This window comes from Halovulum sp. GXIMD14794 (assembly GCF_054457455.1).
In genome coordinates, this window is record NZ_JBTLNF010000008.1 from 198,618 (window position 1) to 215,498 (window position 16,881).

A 16,881-nucleotide genomic window follows, 5' to 3' on the forward strand; every position below is an offset into this window, starting at 1 on the left:
ATGATGGCCACCGCACGAGACCTCGTCTTCCAGGCTGCGTTGAGCCAGGCCGCCACCGCCGTCGAGGACGCGCTGGAGCGCCTGCTGCCCGAGCCCGACAGCCCGGTGACCGAGGCGATGCGCTATGCGACCCTTTCCGGGGGCAAGCGGCTGCGGGCCTTCCTGGTAATCGAGTCCTCGAACCTCTTCCGGGTGCCCACCGTGCAGTCGATCCGCGTGGCAGCGGCGGTGGAGTGCCTGCACGCCTATTCGCTGATCCACGACGATCTGCCGGCGATGGACGACGACGACCTGCGCCGCGGCAAGCCGACCGTGCACCGCAAATGGGACGAGGCGACTGCGATCCTGGCCGGTGACGCGCTTCAGGCGCAGGCCTTCGAGATCCTGGCCGGGCCGCGCACAGCGCTTGACCCGTCGATCCGCGCCCGCCTGATCGAGGGGCTTGCGCGGGCGTCGGGTGCGCGCGGCATGGTTGGCGGTCAGGCGCTGGACCTCGCGGCGGGCAAGACCGCGACCAAACTGACGCTCGACAAGATCACGCAGCTCCAGTCGCTCAAGACCGGGGCGCTGATCCAGTGGTCCGCCGAGTCCGGCGCGGTCATGGGCAAGTCCGACGTCACCAACCTCGCGAACTATGCCCGCGACCTGGGGCTTGCCTTCCAGATCCAGGACGACATCCTAGATGTAACGGGATCCGCCGAGGAAACCGGCAAGGCCACGCAGAAGGACGCGGCGGCGGGCAAGGCCACGTTCGTCTCGCTGCTGGGCTTGTCCGGTGCCAAGCGCAAGGCCAGGGAACTGGTCACATCCGCTTGCGACCACCTTGACCCCTACGGCTCTTCGGCGGAAAACCTGCGCCTGGCCGCGGAATTCGCGATCAGCCGCTCGAACTGAGCCGCGACCAACGCGACGGCGGCGCACGCCGCACGAGGATTTGCCGGAGGCACGCATGACCGACAGCCAGACCCCGACCCGGCCGCAGACGCCGCTTCTGGACCGCGTCCGCACGCCCGAGGACATGCGCTCGATGACCGATGCGCAGCTTGAAACGCTGGCGCACGAGCTGCGGTCCGAGGTGATCTCGGCGGTGTCGGAGACCGGCGGCCACCTGGGCGCGGGCCTCGGCGTGGTCGAGTTGACCGTGGGCATCCATGCCGTCTTCAACACCCCCCGCGACAAGCTGATCTGGGACGTCAGCCACCAGTGCTACCCGCACAAGGTGCTGACCGGCCGGCGCGAGCGGATCCGCACCCTGCGCAAGGGCGGCGGGCTGTCGGGCTTCACCAAGCGCGCGGAAAGCCCGTTCGACCCGTTCGGTGCGGCGCACTCGTCGACCTCGATCTCGGCGGGGCTCGGCTTTGCCGTGGCGCGCGATCTGGGCGGCACGCCCGCGCACGGGCTGGGCGACGTGATCTGCGTGATCGGCGACGGCGCAATGTCGGCGGGCATGGCCTACGAGGCGATGAACAACGCCGGTCACATGGGTAAGCGGCTGATCGTGATCCTCAACGACAACGAGATGTCGATCGCGCCGCCCACCGGGGCGATGTCGAGCTATCTCTCGCGGCTCTACGCGGGTGCCCCGTTCCAGGAACTGAAGGCCGCTGCCAAGGGTGCCGTCAGCCTGTTGCCGCCGCCGTTCCAGGAAGGCGCGCGCCGCGCCAAGGACATCTTCAAGCATATGACGGTGGGTGGCACCCTCTTCGAGGAGTTGGGCTTTTCCTATGTCGGTCCCATCGACGGGCACGACATGGAGCAGGTCCTCGCCGTTCTGCGCACCGTCAAGGCGCGCGCTGACGGGCCGGTGCTGATCCACGCGATCACCCGCAAGGGCAAGGGCTATCGCCCGGCCGAGGAAGCCTCGGACAAGGGCCATGCGACGGCAAAGTTCGACGTGGTGACCGGCAAGCAGAAGAAGGCGCCCTCGAACGCGCCGAGCTATACCAAGGTCTTCGCGAATACGCTGATCGAGCTGGCCGAGCAGGACCCGACGATCACCGCCGTAACTGCCGCGATGCCGGACGGCACCGGGCTGAACCTGTTCGCCGAACGCTTCCCCGAGCGCTGTTTCGATGTCGGCATCGCCGAGCAGCACGGCGTGACCTTCTGCGCCGGGATGGCTGCCGGTGGCTTGAAACCGTTCTGCGCGATGTACTCGACCTTCCTGCAGCGCGGCTATGACCAGGTGGTGCATGACGTCGCGATCCAGCGCTTGCCGGTGCGGTTCGCCATCGACCGCGCCGGGCTGGTCGGGGCCGACGGGCCGACGCATGCCGGCTCGTTCGATATCGCCTATCTCGCCAACCTGCCGGATTTCGTGGTCATGGCCGCCGCTGACGAGGCCGAACTTGTCCGCATGGTCGCCACCGCTGCCGCCATCGACGACCGCCCCTCGGCCTTCCGCTTCCCGCGTGGCGAGGGTGTCGGCGTCGAGATGCCCGAACGGGCCGAGCCGTTGGAGATCGGCAAGGGCCGCATCGTGCAGCAGGGGCAGGGCGCCGCGATCCTGTCGTTCGGCGCCCGGCTTGAGGAGTGCCGCAAGGCGGCCGAGGCACTGGCTGCCAAGGGTATCACGCCGACCATCGCCGATGCCCGTTTCGCCAAGCCCCTCGACCGGGACCTGATCCTGAAGCTCGCCGCCGAACACGAGGCATTGATCACCATCGAGGAAGGCGCCGTGGGCGGCTTCGGTAGTCATGTCGCTCAACTTCTGGCGGACGAGGGCGTGTTCGACCACGGGCTGAAGTTCCGCTCGATGGTGTTCCCCGACACGTTCATCGATCAGGACAGCCCCGCCGCCATGTATGAGGCGGCGGCGATGAACGCGCCGCAGATCGAGGCCAAGGTGCTGGAGGCGCTAGGCGTCGCCAGCGTCGGCAACCGCCGGGCGTAGCTAGGCGGGGCCGGAGCCCAACGACCACGCCCGCAGACGGGGGAACGGCAGTTGCATCGGGCGTGCGCGACGTCGTCTGCGCCGCAGGCCGAGGTCGGCGACCAACCCGATCAGCGCCCCGAAGACCACCTGGAACAGGAAGTGCATACCGGCCTCGATCCGCGAGCCGCCGGTGAACATCGCCGCGCCCCAGATCGCCATCTGCCCCACCGGGCTTTCCCGCAGGCAGGTCCGCGCAATGGCCGAGGCCCCGTAGAACGCTGCCGCCGTGTGCCCCGAGGGGAAGCCGCGCGTCGCGCCGCCGGGCCTGAGGTTGATCGGCGCATCGCCCAGCGCGTTTTTCGGCGCGTGGATCATCCCCTCGAGTGCCACGAAGCGCAGGGCGTAGTCCCGCAGGCCGCTGCGCCCGAACGAGCAGGCAGCCCCAGTGATCGGCAGCAGGAACTGGAGTGCGTCGCCCATTCGCTCGACCTGCCCCGGTTTTGCGCCAGAGGCGTGGGCCGGTGTCGCCGCTACCAGCAGCAGAAGGACGAACGCGGTCAGCGCGCGCAGAGGCGTGGGCAGGCAGGAGGGTAGCATCGGCAGGCGATTTCCGTCGGGCGGGGCGTTCATGGACCCGTCTGCCCGCTGGCAATGACGCGATGGTATCGGATCTGCGAAGCTTGCGTGACACCGGGGCGACTTCCGTGGCCCGAATGCCTCAGCCCGAATGCCTTAGAACGAGAAGCCGATGCCGACGTTGAGTGCGTTGGTCAGGATATCGGTGTCGATCTTGCCGCCGCCGTCGAGGTCGGCGGAGTTGATCGAGTACGTGCCGCTGTATTCCGCGAAAGCCGACCAGCTGTCCGTCAGCGCATAGTCCGCGCCCAGGTACCAGCGCGCGGCGGGGCCGGTCAGCTGGTAGCCCGAGGTTTCGACGCCGTCGGGCGAGATCGCCTCGACATGCGGAACGGCGACGCCCAGGCCAAGGCCGCCGCGACCGGTCCAGCGACCGGATTCGAACAGGGTGCGTTCGGCGTTGGCGGTCAGGATGTTCAACCCGTCGGTAAACTCGAGCTTCTCGAAGCCAAGGTCCTCGCGGGTGGCGTAGTCGGCGTAGACCTTGGCATGGGTGAACTCGAGCCCGAAGCTCCAGTTGTCGCCAGTATCACGCATCACCCGAACGCCCCAATAGGGTGGCATCTCGAACGAGTTGCCCAGCCAGCTGGCGTTCGTGTCGAAGCGCTCCCCGGTCTCGGTACGTCCGGACACGTCCGAATCCGCCGCGATCTGAGCGCCCGTGTACACATACAGATCCCACCCCGATTCCGCCTGCGCGGCGGGCGCCAGGAGAGCGGTCGCCGCGATCAGCGCGGCCATCGGAGTTGCGGTACGTGTCACCGTCGTCGCTTCCTTCGATTTCGGGGCGCGGACCCCACCAGGAACCCGAATAGATTCGCCCTCAATTCTCGGGCGTTTCTACAAATCCCTTGGTTAACAACAATGTAATACCGCAACTGCGAAAAGGCGAGGTCGAAGATGTGGCGATTGCGTGTCACTCACGCATTTATTCGCCAGTCGTAACGATCGGCAGAGATTCGCGCGATGCCGCCCAACTGACTGGCCAGCTGCGGCTCGGCATAACGCCTAAGGTGCGCGATCACGCCCGCGTCGGTGCCGCCGAAATCTTCCTTGAACCATTGATAAATCGAAGAAACCTGCAGCCTTCCGTCTGTGACCTGCGTGCCGCGCGGGTGGTTCACGTAGGCCCGTGCTCCCTGATCCAGCATCGCGCCCAGCCGTCCGGCGGTGTAGGCGCGCGGCGCAAGATCGGGGCAGCCGAGGGAGGCGCAGTTGACGGCATAGTGAACACGCGGATCGCGCCAGACCGGGCGCAGGATGCCATGCTCGATGTCGTCGAGGCTCAGGCTCTGCCCGGCGACGTTCACGAGTTTCTGCCGCCACGGCCCGGGTGCGATCAGGTTGCCGCCGATCTCGCGGATGGAACCGACGGGCCAGGTGCCAAGCACCACGTCCACCGTCAGCGCATTGTAGAGGTTCACGTAGTAGGCGAAAGCTGCCGCACTGGACAGGCTGGCGGGGTCTGTGGCGCTAAGCGCGCCGAGATAGGCGCGCACCGCGGCGCGATCGGCGCGCGCATAGTCGAACCGGGCGATCCCGTCCGGACCCATCCGCCGGTGTCGCGCCAGGATCGCGTCCCAGGCGCCGTGGTCCGGCCCGCTGCCCGATCCGAAGCGCGACCAGCGGCCATCGATCAGTCTGGCCTTGGGGGCCGCCAAAGCGGGCGAGGCCGTCAGTCCGGAAGCCATCAGGCCGGCGAGCGCGGCGCGGCGGGTCAATCTGGGCATGGCGGCCTCCTGTGCCTTGGGTGGTCCGGCGCACCATGCCCGCCTGAGCCGAGCGCGCCAATCCAACCTCTCAGCCTTGTGACGGCTCGTGGGGTACCATCGCCTGCCGTTGTGCCTCGGCCAGGGCGATACCGGCGGCGACGGCGACGTTCAGGCTGCGCCCACCGCCGGGCTGCGGCAGGCAGAGGCGCACGTCGGCGGCGGCATGGACCTCCGGCGGCACACCCGCGCTTTCGCGCCCGACCATGACGATGTCGGTCGGTGCGAAGCGATGTTGCCATAGCGGGGCCGCGCCGGTGGTCGTGAGCAACACCAGACGTCCGGCGGGACGGTCCGCAAGGAACCGGTCCCAGTCGACGTGATGGGTGACGTCGGCGAAGCTGGCATAGTCCATCGCGGCCCGTCGCAGCGCCTTGACCGAGAACGGGAACCCGCACGGTCCGATCACGTCGACGGGCACGCCGAAACAGGCGGCGGTACGGATCATGTTGCCCAGGTTCTGGGCGATGTCGGGCTGATAGGCGGCCAGTCGGGTCACGTGCGGTCCATTTTCTCGTTCAGGGCGGCTTTTTAGCGTCTTGCACCATCTTGGCCTGCGGCTGAAAGTCCGCTAGACCCTTCCCCGCCCATCCTCTAGGAAGGCCGGGTACCGAGACCGGGCTGTGCGCGGGGGCTTCCCGCATGCGGCCCGCGTCGGCATCCTATGCGAATCAAGGCTTTGAGGGAGAAGAACCCGTGGCCCACGTCGAAGAAGAAACCGGGACCCGCCGCGACTTCCTGTTCGTCGCGACCGGCGCAGCCGGGGCGGTGACCGCCGGCGCTGCCGTGTGGCCCCTCGTGAACCAGATGAACCCCAGCGCGGACGTCCAGGCCCTGGCCTCGATCCAGGTCGACGTCAGCAGCCTGCAGCCGGGTGGCCAGATCACGGCCCTGTGGCAGGGCAAGCCGGTGTTCATCCGGTACCGCACCGAGGAGGAGATGGAGGCCGCGCGCGGCGTCGATATGGGCGAGCTGCCCGATCCGAACGCACGCAACGCCAACATCGCGGCCGATGCGGATGCGTCGGACGCGAACCGCGGCCTGCTGCCGCCGGGCGCCGAGGAAGGCGCGGACAGCCCCTGGCTGGTGATGATCGGCGTCTGCACGCACCTCGGCTGCGTGCCGCTGGGCGAAGCCGGCGACTTCAACGGCTGGTTCTGCCCCTGCCACGGCTCGCACTACGATACCGCCGGCCGCATCCGGAAGGGCCCCGCGCCCGAGAACCTGCCGGTTCCGGTCGCCGAGTTCATTTCCGACAGCGTCATCAAGCTGGGCTAAGGGAGCTTCGACATGAGTGGCATTCCCCACGATCACTACGAGCCGAAGTCGGCCCCCGAGAAATGGCTCGAGTCGCGTCTGCCGATCCTCGGCGTGCTGCACTCGACCCTGTTCATTCCGACCCCCAAGAACCTCAACTGGATGTGGATCTGGGGCATCGTCCTGACATTCACGCTGGCGCTGCAGATCATCACCGGTATCACGCTGGTCATGCACTACACGCCGGACGCGGACCTGGCCTTCGCCTCGGTCGAGCACATCATGCGCGACGTGAACGGCGGCTGGGCGCTGCGCTATGTCCACATGAACGGCGCCTCGCTGTTCTTCGTGGCGGTCTACCTGCACATCTTCCGCGGTCTCTACTACGGCTCCTACAAGGCCCCGCGCGAGGTGACCTGGATCATCGGCATGCTAATCTACCTGCTGATGATGGCGACGGCGTTCATGGGCTACGTTCTGCCCTGGGGCCAGATGTCCTTCTGGGGCGCCACGGTGATCACCGGCCTGTTCGGCGCGATCCCCGGCATCGGCGAGACGCTGCAGACCTGGCTGCTGGGCGGCCCGGCGGTCGACAACTACACCCTGACCCGCTTCTTCTCGCTGCACTACCTGCTGCCGTTCCTGATCGCCGGCCTCGTCATCGTGCACATCTGGGCCTTCCACTCGACCGGCAACAACAACCCCACCGGGGTCGAGGTGCGCCGCGCATCGAAGGAAGAGGCCAAGAAAGACACGCTGCCGTTCTGGCCGTACTTCGTGATCAAGGACCTCTACGCGCTGGCGGTCATCCTGGTTGTCTTCGCGGCCATTGTCGGCTTCATGCCGAACTACCTCGGCCACCCGGACAACTACATCGAGGCGAACGCGCTTTCGACGCCCGCCCACATCGTGCCCGAATGGTACTTCCTGCCGTTCTACGCGATCCTGCGCGCCTTCACCGGCGACGTCTGGGTGGTGCAACTGGCCAGCTTCGTGACTGGCGGCATCATCGACGCCAAGTTCTTCGGTGTGCTGGCGATGTTCGGTGCGATCGCGGTCATGGCCCTGGCGCCCTGGCTCGACACCAGCTCGATCCGGTCGGGCCGCTACCGCCCGCAGTTCAAGCTGTGGTTCTGGCTGCTGGCCTTCGACTTCATGCTGCTGATGTGGTGTGGCGCGCAGCCGGCCGAAGAGCCCTACGCGACGATCTCGCTGATCGCCTCGGCCTACTGGTTCGCCTACTTCCTGGTGATCCTGCCGCTGCTCGGCTTCATCGAGAAGCCGCTGCCACAGCCCGAGACGATCGAGGACGACTTCGACTCGCACTACCCCTACGAGGGTGACGAAACCGGCGCCGCACGCGCCCCGGCCGAATAAGAGACGGATCATGGTGAAACGGATGTTCAATCGCACCCTGAAGACCCTGGCCGTCACCGCCGGCCTGGGCCTGGCCTCCACCGCCGCGTTCGCGGCGGGCGGCGGTGGCCATGTCGAGGACTACAGCTTCTCGTTCGAGGGCCCGTTCGGCTCGTTCGATCAGGACCAGCTGCAGCGCGGCTTCCAGGTCTACACCGAGGTCTGCTCGGGCTGTCACGGCCTGCAGTACGTCCCGTTCCGCGCGCTCGAGGATCTCGGCTATTCGGACGCGCAGGTGCGCGCCTATGCCAGCGGCTTCTTCGTGCCCGATGACGGCCCGGAAGCGCTGCCCGGCGACGAGCGCACGGCGCTGCCGACCGACTACTTCCCGGGCTCCAGCCTGTCGAACGCCCCGGACCTCAGCCTGATGGCCAAGGCCCGCGCCGGCTTCCACGGCCCCTACGGCACCGGTCTGTCGCAGCTCTTCAACGGCATGGGCGGCCCCGAGTACATCGCCTCGCTGCTGACCCACTACACCGGCGAGGAAAAGGAAGAGGCTGGCGTCGTTCTCTACGAGAACGAGACCTACGGCGGTTACCTCGCCATGAGCCCGCCGCTCTATGGCGATGACGTGGTCTACGAGGACGGCACCGAGGCAACGCTGGAGCAGGAAGCCAAGGACGTCGCTGCGTTCCTGATGTGGGCCGCCGAGCCCAAGCTCGAGGCCCGCAAGGCCGCCGGGGTCACCGCGGTGATCTTCCTCGGCATCCTGACGGTGCTGCTGTACCTGACCAACAAGAAGCTCTGGGCGCCGGTCAAGCACCGCCGCAAGGGCGAAGCCCCGGCCGAGTAAGGCTGAAGGCAGTTAAATCCAGGGGCCGTCCCGCCGGGGCGGCCCTTTCTCTTGCGGGCATGGCTCCGCGCCGCCAGGACCTTTTAGAACGTGAGCCCCGACACTGCCTCGCTCCGCCGGTTGAACCTGATCGGAAGCGGCTGGATGGTCGCCTCGATGGCCGGGTTCGCGGTCGAGGACGCGTTCATCAAGGCCGCCTCGAAGGTGTTGCCGGTCAGCGAGGTGCTGGTCCTTTTCGGCCTCGGCGGCACAATCATCTTCGCGCTGATGGCCCTCGGCTCCGGCCAGCGCCTGACCCCGCCCGAGGTCCTGTCGCGCCCGATGCGCGTCCGCGCGGTGTTCGAGGTCTGCGGGCGGCTGTTCTACACTCTCGCGCTGGCGCTGACGCCGCTGTCCTCGGCCACGGTGATCCTGCAGGCGACCCCACTGGTCGTCGTCGCCGGCGCGGCGCTGTTCCTGGGCGAGAATGTCGGTTGGAGGCGCTGGGCCGCGATCTTCACCGGCCTTGCGGGCGTGCTGGTCATCCTGCAACCCGGCGCCGAGAGTTTCACGCCCCTGTCGCTGCTGGCGGTCGCGGGAATGCTCGGCTTTGCGGGCCGCGACCTTTCCAGCCGCATGGCCCCCGCCTCGCTGGGTACCGCGATCTTGGGCTTCTATGGCTTCCTCGCACTGATCGTCGCCGGTCTCCTCTTCGCCATGTGGGAACGCGCGCCGTTCCTCTGGCCCGACCTCGGCACCTTCGCGCAGATCGGCGGCGCGGTGCTTGCCGGAGTCGCCGCCTATTCCTGCCTGATGAAGGCAATGCGGACAGGCGAGGTCGCCGCCGTCACGCCGTTCCGCTACACGCGCCTCCTGTTCGGGATCGGCCTTGGCGTGCTGCTGTTCGGCGAGACTGTCACGCCACCGATGCTGATGGGCTCGGCGCTGATCGTGGCCTCGGGCATCTTCATCATCGCCCGCGGGCGGCGTCAGGCAAGGCCCGCTTCGCCAAGATAGGCCGCGACCTCTGGAGTGGGCTCGTCCAGGACCTCGGCCACCGGGCGCGGAGCCTGCGCGCGACCGCCGTCCACGAAGATCACGCTGTCCGCGATCAGCCGTGCGTCCTGCGGCGTGTGGGTGACCATAAGCAGTGTCATGCTGTGCTCGGCCCGCAACTTTGCCACCAGACCCAGCATCTCGGCCCGCAGGGCAGGGCCGAGCGCGGCGAAAGGTTCGTCCAGCAGCAGCACGGGCCTGTCACGCAGCAGCACGCGTGCCAGCGCGGCGCGGCTCTGCTGGCCGCCCGACAGCGCGCCGGGGCGACGGGCGCCAAGCCCCTCGAGCCCGACCTGCCGCAGCGCATCCTCGGCGGCCGCCAGCGCCGCGCGGTCGGGCCGGGCGACAGGCTTCAGGCCGAGCGCCACGTTCTGCGCCACGGTCAGGTGCGGGAACAGGTTGTTGTCCTGAAAGACCATGCTGACGGGCCGCGCCGCCGGGCCATCGCCGGTCACGTCGCGCCCCGCCAGCCGCACCGTGCCCGAGGCGGGCGTGACGAACCCCGCCACCAGGTCCAGCAGCGTCGTCTTGCCCGAGCCCGAAGGTCCGATCACCGCCACCGCCGCGCCCGAGGGCACCGCCAGATCCGCCTCCAGCCGGAAGCCGGAGCGCTCCACCACCACCTGATCAAGCCGGATGTCCAAGACGCCCCCCACGGTCGATGATCCAGAACAGCGCAAGGCTCAGCACCAGAAGCAGCAGCGCCGCGCCCGCCGCCTGTTCCATCCTGTAAGCGCCCATCAACTGGTACATGTAAAGCGGCAGCGTCGCGGTTTCGGGCGGCGCGAACAGCGTGATCACGCCCAGGTCCCCCATCGACAGCGCCGCCGCCAGGCCCGCCGCAAAGCCCAGCGCCGGGCGGATCAGCGGCAGCGTCACCAGCCGCAGCCGCGCCATCCCCGTCAGGCCGAGGTTATCCGCCAGCCGCCCGTAGTCGTCCCGCACCCGCCCCAGCGCCGGGACCAGCACGCGCAGCGCGAAGGGCAGGCTCATTGCGGCATTGATCGTGCCGGTCACGACCAGTGCCCAGTCGAACGGATCGGTGATCGGCCGCAGCACGATGAAGAGCCCCGTGCCCACCACGAAGGGCGAGGCCGAGAGCATCAGCAGCCCCGCGCCCTCGACCACCGCACCGCGCCCGCGCGGCAGCGCCGAGATCAGCGCCGCCAGCGCCAGCGCAGCCAGCGTCGCGGCCAGCGCCGACAGAAGCGCGACGCGCAGGCTGACGAAAGCCGCCTGCCACAACCCGCCTGGCACGTCGCCGCTGAGCGCCGCGAGGCCCCGCAGGATCACGAAGATCATCGGCGTGCCGAGGAACAGCACGACCGCGACGATCACCGCGACATCCCACAGCCGCCGTTTTGGCGCATCCCACCGGCGCGGAGGCCGCCCCACGCCGCGCCCGAACCCCGCCGGCCGCCCGGTCAGCAACGCCAGCGCCGCGACTATCGCGCAAAGGCCGAACTGAACCAGCGCCAGCAGCGCCGCCTTGCCCAGGTCGAAGTCGAACCTCAGCGCCTGATAGATCGCCAGTTCGACCGTCGTCGCGCGCGGCCCGCCGCCAAGGGCCAGCGCCACGGCGAAACTGGTCATGCACAGCAGGAACACCAGCAAGACCGCGCCGGGCAGCACCGCGCGCAGCATCGGCCATTCCAGCCAGCGAAACACCGCGCCCGGCCCCATGCCCAGCTGCGCGGCCAGCCGGAAACGCTCCTCGGGGATCTGCTGCCAGCCCTGGATCAGCAGCCGCGCGACCAGCGGCACGTTGAAGAACACATGCGCCAGCACCACGCCGGTCAGCCCGTAGATCGACAGCAGCGGGCCGCCGATCGCCTGCGACAGCTCGCTCAGCGCGCCGGACCGGCCCCAGACCGCCAGCAGCCCCAGCACCGCGACGATCACCGGCAGCAGGAACGGCGCGCCCAGCAGCGCCACGATCGCCTGCCTCCCGGCAAAGCGCCGCCGCATCAGGGCGCGCGCGAAGGGCACGGCGATCAGCGCGCTCAGGCCCGCCGACAGCGCCGATTGCGTCAGCGTGAACCGGATCGCCGCCCAGTCCGCTGGGCCCAGCCCCGCGCCAGAGTTCGCGCCCAGCACCGCCAGCGGCCCCAGAACCAATGCCAGGACCGCCAGCAGGACCGCGCCGCCTGCGATGGCGGTGACGGGGCTCAGCGCGACAGCGCCGCCAGCCACTCGTCCAGCGCCTCCTGGCGCAGCGCGGGCACCTCATCCGAGGGCAGCAGCAGCGCCTTCTCCGGCTGAGCCAGCGTCTCGAAGCCTTCGGGCAGGGCCACGTCCGTCGCCGGGTACATCCAGTTCGTCGTCGGGATGACCGACTGGAAGTCCTCGGTCAGCATGAACGACAGGAACTGTTCGGCCAGTTCCGGCTGGTCCGTGCTGGCGAGCTTCCCGGCCACCTCGATCTGCATGTAATGCCCGTCCGAGAACGCCGCCGCCGCCTTGCTGTCGTCCTCCTCGGCGATCAGGTGATAGGCCGGAGAGGTCGTGTAGCTCAGCACCATGTCGGCCTCGCCCTCGATGAACATGCCATAGGCCTCGGACCAGCCCTTGGTCACGGTCACGATGCGCGGCGCCAGCTGTTCCCAGACCTCGCCGGCGCGCGCGCCATAGACCGCCTTGACCCACATCAGCAGGCCCAGACCGGGGGTCGAGCTGCGCGGGTCCTGAATGACGATGCTCAGATCCTCGGGCGCGGCGAGCAACTCGTCGAAGCTGCCGGGCACGTCCGTGACTTTGGTCTTGTCGTAGACGAAGGCGAAATAGCCCCAGTCGTAGGGCAGGAACGTCTCGTCCTCCCAGTCAACGGGCAGGGCCAGCGCCGGGTCCGAATTCCCGTGCGGCGCGAACAGCCCGGTCGCCGCCGCTTCGGCGGTCAGGGTCGTGTCCAGTCCCAGCACCACGTCCGCATCGCTTCGCTCTCCCTCCAGCCGCAGGCGCGACAACAGCGCCGCGCCGTCGCCCGCGCCGACGAACTTCAGATCGCAGCCGCAGGTTTCCTCGAACGCGGCTTCGATGGCAGGGCCGGGGCCCCATTCGGTGACGAAGCTGTCATAGGTATAGACGGTAAGTTCGGGCGTCTGCGCCTGCGCGATCCCCGCGCCAAGGGTCAGAACGGCCGCAGTCGTGAGAAGGCGTTTCATCATATCTCCTCGTTTTCTGCGACGCAGGTCAGGAGGAGCCATGCTCGCCTTCCCTCCGCCGGCATGATCCGGTTCAGGTTCGACGGGTTCGCGCGGCGCGCGTCTCAGCCCATTGGGCACCCCGAGGTGGCGAAGACACTAACCCCCTGCGCGGCGAAGGCAAGAGGCGCGGCACGGGCTTTCCGCCCGGCCCGTCCCGCGCTAGAACGGCGGCCGAACCTGCAAAAGGCGAGCGCATGTCCTTCAACACCTTCGGCCACATCTTCCGTGTCACCACTTGGGGCGAAAGCCACGGGCCCGGACTGGGCGCCACGGTGGACGGCGTGCCGCCGGGCGTGCCGATCGACGAGGCGGCGATCCAGCACTGGCTCGACCGCCGCAAGCCGGGGCAGAACAAGTACACCACCCAGCGGCGCGAGCCCGACGCGGTCGAGATCATGTCCGGCGTCTTCGAGGGTCAGACCACCGGCACGCCGGTGCAGCTGTCGATCCGCAACACGGACCAGCGGTCGAAGGACTATTCCGAGATAATGGACAAGTTCCGCCCCGGGCACGCGGACATCACCTACTGGCAGAAATACGGGATCCGCGACTATCGCGGCGGCGGCCGCTCTTCGGCGCGCGAGACGGCGGCCCGCGTCGCGGCGGGCGGGCTGGCCCGCGCCGCGCTGGAGCAGCTTGCGCCGGGGCTGAAGATCACCGGATACATGGTGCAGATGGGGCCGCACGGCATCGACCGCTCGCGGCTCGACATGGCGCAGATCGAGCAGAACCCGTTCTGGTGCCCGGACCCGCAGGCGTCCGAGACCTGGGCCGGCTACCTGGACGAGCTGCGCAAGTCGGGCAACTCGGTGGGCGCGATCATCGAGGTCACCGCCTCGGGCGTGCCCGCGGGTCTCGGCGCGCCGGTCTATGCCAAGCTCGACACCGATCTGGCGGCGGCGATGATGTCAATCAACGCCGTCAAGGGCGTCGAGGTGGGCGAGGGCATGGCGGCGGCGCTGCTGACCGGCACCGAGAACGCCGACGAGATCTACATGGGTAACGACGGCCGGCCGCAATACAGCTCGAACCACGCGGGCGGCATCCTGGGCGGGATCTCCACCGGGCAGGACGTGGTGGTGCGCTTCGCGGTCAAGCCGACCTCGTCGATCCTGACGCCGCGCATGACGATCACCAAGTCGGGCGAGCCTGCCGAGATCGTCACCAAGGGCCGCCACGACCCCTGTGTCGGCATCCGCGCCGTGCCGGTGGGCGAGGCGATGATGGCCTGCGTGCTGCTCGACCACCTGCTGCTGCATCGCGGCCACGTCGGACAGAACCGCGGCCCCATCGGGTGAACCGGGACCTTCCCGCGCCCGAGGCCGAACTGGCCGAGGCGGCGCTTTCCGCGATGGATGGCGGCGACAGCGCGCACGATCCCGGTCACCTGCGCCGGGTTCGCGACACCGCACTTGCCATCGCGGCGGAGGAGGGCGGCGATACCCGCGTACTGACCGCCGCCGCCTGGCTGCATGACCTGGTAAACCTGCCGAAATCCCATCCCGACCGCGCGCGGGCCTCGCGCCTGTCGGCCAAGGCGGCCGAGCCGGTGCTCGTGCGGCTCGGCTATTCCGCCCCTGAACGTGCCGCCATCGCCCACGCGATCGCCGCGCACAGCTTCTCGGCCGGGATCCCCTGCGAGACGCTCGAGGCGCGGATCCTTCAGGACGCCGACCGGCTCGACTCGCTCGGTGCCATCGGCATCGCCCGCACATTCGCGGTTTCGGGCGCGCTGGGCCGCCCGCTGTTCGACCCACAGGACCCGTTCGCCGTGCACCGAACTGTTGACGACACCGCTTCGGCCATCGATCATTTCGCGACCAAGCTGCTGAGACTGGGAGAGCGGATGCAGACGGCGACAGGACGGCGCATGGCCCGCACGCGCACGGCGCGGATGCGGGCCTTTCTCGCGGAACTGGGGGCCGAACTGGGCACGCCGCTTCCGGACGGTTTCGGCAGCGCATGAAGACGCCCGAAGCCCTGATCTTCGACGTGTTCGGCACCTGCGTGGACTGGCGCAGCTCGGTCGCCCGCGAGGTGTCGCGTGTGCTGCCGGACGTCGACGCGCTCGCCTTCGCCGATGCCTGGCGGGCCGAGTACCAGCCTGCGATGGCCTCGGTCCGCAACGGGGGACGGGACTACGTGCCGCTCGATCTGCTGCATCTCGAGAACCTCGAAACCGTGGCCGAGCGTTTCGGCGTCACCATCGACGATCCCGACCGCCTGAACCGGGCGTGGGAGCGGCTGGACCCCTGGCGCGATGTGCCACAAGGCCTGCGGCGGCTGGCGCGGCACGCGATCCTTGCGCCCTGTTCCAACGGCTCCATCGCGATGATGACGCGGCTCTCGCGCTATGCCGATCTGCGCTGGCACTGCATCCTGGGCGCGGACATCGCGCGGGACTACAAGCCGCAGCCGCGCGTCTACCTTGCCGCCTGCGCCGCGCTGCAGCTCTCGCCCGAGCAGGTGATGATGGTCGCCGCGCACAACGACGATCTCGCTGCCGCGCAGGAGGTCGGGTTGCTGACCGCCTTCGTCCCCCGCCCGCGCGAGCACGGGAAGGGTCAGACGCAGGATCTGGAGCCGGCGGGAAAATGGGACGCGGTCGCGCCCGACTTCATGGCGCTGTCGGATCGTCTGTTCGGCTGAACCGCGCGACGAGTTCCATGTGCCCGGACCAGCGGAACTGGTCCACCGGCTGCACCCAATCAAGCCTGTAGCCCGCCTGCACTAGCACCGCTGCGTCGCGCGCGAAGGTCGCCGGGTTGCAGGACACTGCGGCGATCACCGGCACCTTTGCCTCGGCCAGCCGCGCGGTCTGCGCTTCGGCCCCGGCGCGGGGCGGGTCGATCACCACGGCGTCGAACTTGCGCAGTTCCAGCGGCTCAAGCGGGCGGCGGAACAGGTCCCGCGCCTCGGTCGTCACCGTCTTCAGTCCTGCCGCCTGCCGCCAACCGGCATCGAGCGCCTTCGTCATCGCCGCCTCGCCCTCGACCGCGTGCACCTCGGCGCCCTCGGCCAGCGGCAGGGCGAAGGTGCCGCAACCTGCGAACAGATCGGCGATGCGCTTCGCGCCGCCCACGGCCTCGCGTACGGCGCGCACCAGCGCGGCCTCGCCCTCAGCGGTCGCCTGCAGGAACGCGCCCGGAGGCGGCACCACCTGCGCGCGACCCATCGCCTGCGCGGGCGGGCGGTGCAGGGCGACGATTTCGTCACCCCAGGACAGCCGCGCGATCCCGGCCTCGGCCGACAGCGCGGCAAGCCCCGAGCGCAGCGCCACGTCCGGCTCCTTGCCACCCTCGACGGCGACATCCCAGCCCGATGCGCTCTCGGTAACCTGCACCCGCAGCGCACCCTTCCTGCTGGCGCCCATCTTCGCCATCTGGCCGATCGCCGGGAACAGGCCCAGCATGCCAGGTCGCACCAGGTGGCACTCGCGGATGTCCTCGATCCGATCGCTGGCGCGGCCGTGGAAACCGACTTGCACGCCCTTCTTGGTGCGCCGCGCCGAGAAGGTCGCCCGGCGGCGGCTGCGCGGCGGCGAGGTCACGATCGGCCGCATCTTGGCACCGAGGCCCCGGGCCGCCAGCGCCCGTTCGATGGTCTCGACTTTCCAGCGCGCCAGGAAATCGTCGCTCGCGTGTTGCAGGGCGCAGCCGCCGCAGCCGCCGAAATGCGGGCAGACCGGCGCAATGCGGTCGGGCGAGGGCGTCACCACCTTCGGCGGAGCCCCCGGCACGATGCGCTCGCCCGGCAGGGTGAAAGGATAAAAGCCGTCTGCCGCGATGCCGTCGCCCTCGCGTCCCAGCCGTTCGATCACTACCTCTGTCATGGCAGCGGTTTACCCGGAGCCGCTTTCCGGCGGAAGGTGCAACTTATCGTTTCCGATAACGCGGC

At 68.9% G+C, this 16,881-nt stretch carries 17 protein-coding genes and 1 riboswitch; of the genes, 9 read left to right on the forward strand and 8 right to left on the reverse strand.

All coding sequences use genetic code 11. The features are described 5' to 3' along the window. Both ACW9UR_RS20100 and dxs read left to right on the forward strand, forming a co-directional pair. Nucleotides 1-894, forward strand: coding sequence for a polyprenyl synthetase family protein (locus ACW9UR_RS20100; RefSeq protein ID WP_458918848.1), 894 nt, complete (start codon nucleotides 1-3; stop codon nucleotides 892-894). Between the two features lie 55 nt (nucleotides 895-949). Then, nucleotides 950-2,893, forward strand: a complete 1,944-nt coding sequence (gene dxs / locus ACW9UR_RS20105) for a 1-deoxy-D-xylulose-5-phosphate synthase (RefSeq protein WP_458918849.1) — start codon at nucleotides 950-952, stop codon at nucleotides 2,891-2,893. On the opposite strand, the gene ACW9UR_RS20110 is transcribed toward dxs, so the two are convergent. The 4 genes from ACW9UR_RS20110 to ACW9UR_RS20125 form a co-directional block, all read right to left on the reverse strand. Beyond that, entirely contained in the window at nucleotides 2,894-3,505 is a 612-nt protein-coding gene (locus tag ACW9UR_RS20110) for a phosphatase PAP2 family protein (protein ID WP_458918850.1), read from the reverse strand. It lies immediately after the preceding gene. Between the two features lie 102 nt (nucleotides 3,506-3,607). After that, entirely contained in the window at nucleotides 3,608-4,273 is a 666-nt protein-coding gene (locus tag ACW9UR_RS20115; protein WP_458918851.1) for an outer membrane beta-barrel protein, read from the reverse strand. A 158-nt stretch (nucleotides 4,274-4,431) separates the two neighbouring features. Then, complete coding sequence (locus tag ACW9UR_RS20120) at nucleotides 4,432-5,241, reverse strand: DUF547 domain-containing protein (RefSeq protein WP_458918852.1); 810 nt, start codon at nucleotides 5,239-5,241, stop codon at nucleotides 4,432-4,434. Nucleotides 5,242-5,311: 70 nt separating this feature from the next. After that, entirely contained in the window at nucleotides 5,312-5,779 is a 468-nt protein-coding gene (locus ACW9UR_RS20125; RefSeq protein WP_458918853.1) for a tRNA (cytidine(34)-2'-O)-methyltransferase, read from the reverse strand. Nucleotides 5,780-5,976: 197 nt separating this feature from the next. On the opposite strand from ACW9UR_RS20125, the gene petA reads away from it, so the two are divergent. The 4 genes from petA to ACW9UR_RS20145 all read left to right on the forward strand — a co-directional run bounded on the left by petA (nucleotide 5,977) and on the right by ACW9UR_RS20145 (nucleotide 9,742). Then, nucleotides 5,977-6,558 carry a ubiquinol-cytochrome c reductase iron-sulfur subunit gene (petA, locus tag ACW9UR_RS20130; RefSeq protein WP_458918854.1) on the forward strand — a complete coding sequence of 194 codons (582 nt, stop codon included), beginning with the start codon at nucleotides 5,977-5,979 and terminating at the stop codon, nucleotides 6,556-6,558. A 12-nt stretch (nucleotides 6,559-6,570) separates the two neighbouring features. Beyond that, nucleotides 6,571-7,914 (forward strand): cytochrome b, encoded by a 1,344-nt coding sequence (petB, locus tag ACW9UR_RS20135; RefSeq protein ID WP_458918855.1) that lies wholly within the window; start codon nucleotides 6,571-6,573, stop codon nucleotides 7,912-7,914. Between the two features lie 10 nt (nucleotides 7,915-7,924). Continuing rightward, entirely contained in the window at nucleotides 7,925-8,746 is an 822-nt protein-coding gene (locus ACW9UR_RS20140; RefSeq protein WP_458918856.1) for a cytochrome c1, read from the forward strand. Between the two features lie 90 nt (nucleotides 8,747-8,836). Further along, nucleotides 8,837-9,742, forward strand: a complete 906-nt coding sequence (locus ACW9UR_RS20145) for a DMT family transporter (RefSeq protein ID WP_458918857.1) — start codon at nucleotides 8,837-8,839, stop codon at nucleotides 9,740-9,742. On the opposite strand, the gene ACW9UR_RS20150 is transcribed toward ACW9UR_RS20145, so the two are convergent. Genes ACW9UR_RS20150 through thiB form a run of 3 tightly spaced genes read right to left on the reverse strand, consistent with a single transcriptional unit; the run spans nucleotide 9,715 to nucleotide 12,942 of the window. Continuing rightward, nucleotides 9,715-10,425 (reverse strand): thiamine ABC transporter ATP-binding protein, encoded by a 711-nt coding sequence (locus ACW9UR_RS20150; protein WP_458918858.1) that lies wholly within the window; start codon nucleotides 10,423-10,425, stop codon nucleotides 9,715-9,717. The genes ACW9UR_RS20145 and ACW9UR_RS20150 overlap by 28 nt on opposite strands. Next, on the reverse strand, nucleotides 10,409-11,974 hold the full coding sequence (locus ACW9UR_RS20155; RefSeq protein WP_458918859.1) for a thiamine/thiamine pyrophosphate ABC transporter permease ThiP: 1,566 nt from the start codon (nucleotides 11,972-11,974) through the stop codon (nucleotides 10,409-10,411). The genes ACW9UR_RS20150 and ACW9UR_RS20155 overlap by 17 nt, the downstream gene beginning before the upstream one ends. Further along, nucleotides 11,950-12,942 (reverse strand): thiamine ABC transporter substrate binding subunit, encoded by a 993-nt coding sequence (gene thiB / locus ACW9UR_RS20160; RefSeq protein WP_458918860.1) that lies wholly within the window; start codon nucleotides 12,940-12,942, stop codon nucleotides 11,950-11,952. Before thiB ends, ACW9UR_RS20155 begins: the two co-directional genes overlap by 25 nt. Nucleotides 12,943-12,975: 33 nt before the next feature. After that, a riboswitch (TPP riboswitch) is annotated at nucleotides 12,976-13,076 on the reverse strand. Between the two features lie 102 nt (nucleotides 13,077-13,178). On the opposite strand from thiB, the gene aroC reads away from it, so the two are divergent. The 3 genes from aroC to ACW9UR_RS20175 are packed head-to-tail and all read left to right on the forward strand — an operon-like array spanning nucleotide 13,179 to nucleotide 15,633. Next, nucleotides 13,179-14,282 carry a chorismate synthase gene (aroC, locus tag ACW9UR_RS20165; RefSeq protein WP_458918861.1) on the forward strand — a complete coding sequence of 368 codons (1,104 nt, stop codon included), beginning with the start codon at nucleotides 13,179-13,181 and terminating at the stop codon, nucleotides 14,280-14,282. Further along, nucleotides 14,279-14,950, forward strand: a complete 672-nt coding sequence (locus ACW9UR_RS20170; protein WP_458918862.1) for an HD domain-containing protein — start codon at nucleotides 14,279-14,281, stop codon at nucleotides 14,948-14,950. Before aroC ends, ACW9UR_RS20170 begins: the two co-directional genes overlap by 4 nt. Further along, nucleotides 14,947-15,633 (forward strand): haloacid dehalogenase type II, encoded by a 687-nt coding sequence (locus tag ACW9UR_RS20175; protein ID WP_458918863.1) that lies wholly within the window; start codon nucleotides 14,947-14,949, stop codon nucleotides 15,631-15,633. Before ACW9UR_RS20170 ends, ACW9UR_RS20175 begins: the two co-directional genes overlap by 4 nt. Here ACW9UR_RS20175 and ACW9UR_RS20180 read toward each other — a convergent pair. Further along, on the reverse strand, nucleotides 15,602-16,816 hold the full coding sequence (locus ACW9UR_RS20180; RefSeq protein ID WP_458918864.1) for a class I SAM-dependent RNA methyltransferase: 1,215 nt from the start codon (nucleotides 16,814-16,816) through the stop codon (nucleotides 15,602-15,604). The genes ACW9UR_RS20175 and ACW9UR_RS20180 overlap by 32 nt on opposite strands. Nucleotides 16,817-16,881 lie beyond the last annotated feature (65 nt).

Excerpts from the sequence above, each read along its gene's own strand:
- ACW9UR_RS20100 (WP_458918848.1), top strand. The coding sequence starts at position 1 with ATGATGGCCACCGCACGAGACCTCGTCTTCCAGGCTGCGTTGAGCCAG.
- dxs (WP_458918849.1), top strand. The coding sequence starts at position 950 with ATGACCGACAGCCAGACCCCGACCCGGCCGCAGACGCCGCTTCTGGAC.
- ACW9UR_RS20110 (WP_458918850.1), bottom strand. The coding sequence starts at position 3,505 with ATGAACGCCCCGCCCGACGGAAATCGCCTGCCGATGCTACCCTCCTGC.
- ACW9UR_RS20120 (WP_458918852.1), bottom strand. The coding sequence starts at position 5,241 with ATGCCCAGATTGACCCGCCGCGCCGCGCTCGCCGGCCTGATGGCTTCC.
- petB (WP_458918855.1), top strand. The coding sequence starts at position 6,571 with ATGAGTGGCATTCCCCACGATCACTACGAGCCGAAGTCGGCCCCCGAG.
- ACW9UR_RS20140 (WP_458918856.1), top strand. The coding sequence starts at position 7,925 with ATGGTGAAACGGATGTTCAATCGCACCCTGAAGACCCTGGCCGTCACC.
- thiB (WP_458918860.1), bottom strand. The coding sequence starts at position 12,942 with ATGAAACGCCTTCTCACGACTGCGGCCGTTCTGACCCTTGGCGCGGGG.
- aroC (WP_458918861.1), top strand. The coding sequence starts at position 13,179 with ATGTCCTTCAACACCTTCGGCCACATCTTCCGTGTCACCACTTGGGGC.
- ACW9UR_RS20175 (WP_458918863.1), top strand. The coding sequence starts at position 14,947 with ATGAAGACGCCCGAAGCCCTGATCTTCGACGTGTTCGGCACCTGCGTG.
- ACW9UR_RS20180 (WP_458918864.1), bottom strand. The coding sequence starts at position 16,816 with ATGACAGAGGTAGTGATCGAACGGCTGGGACGCGAGGGCGACGGCATC.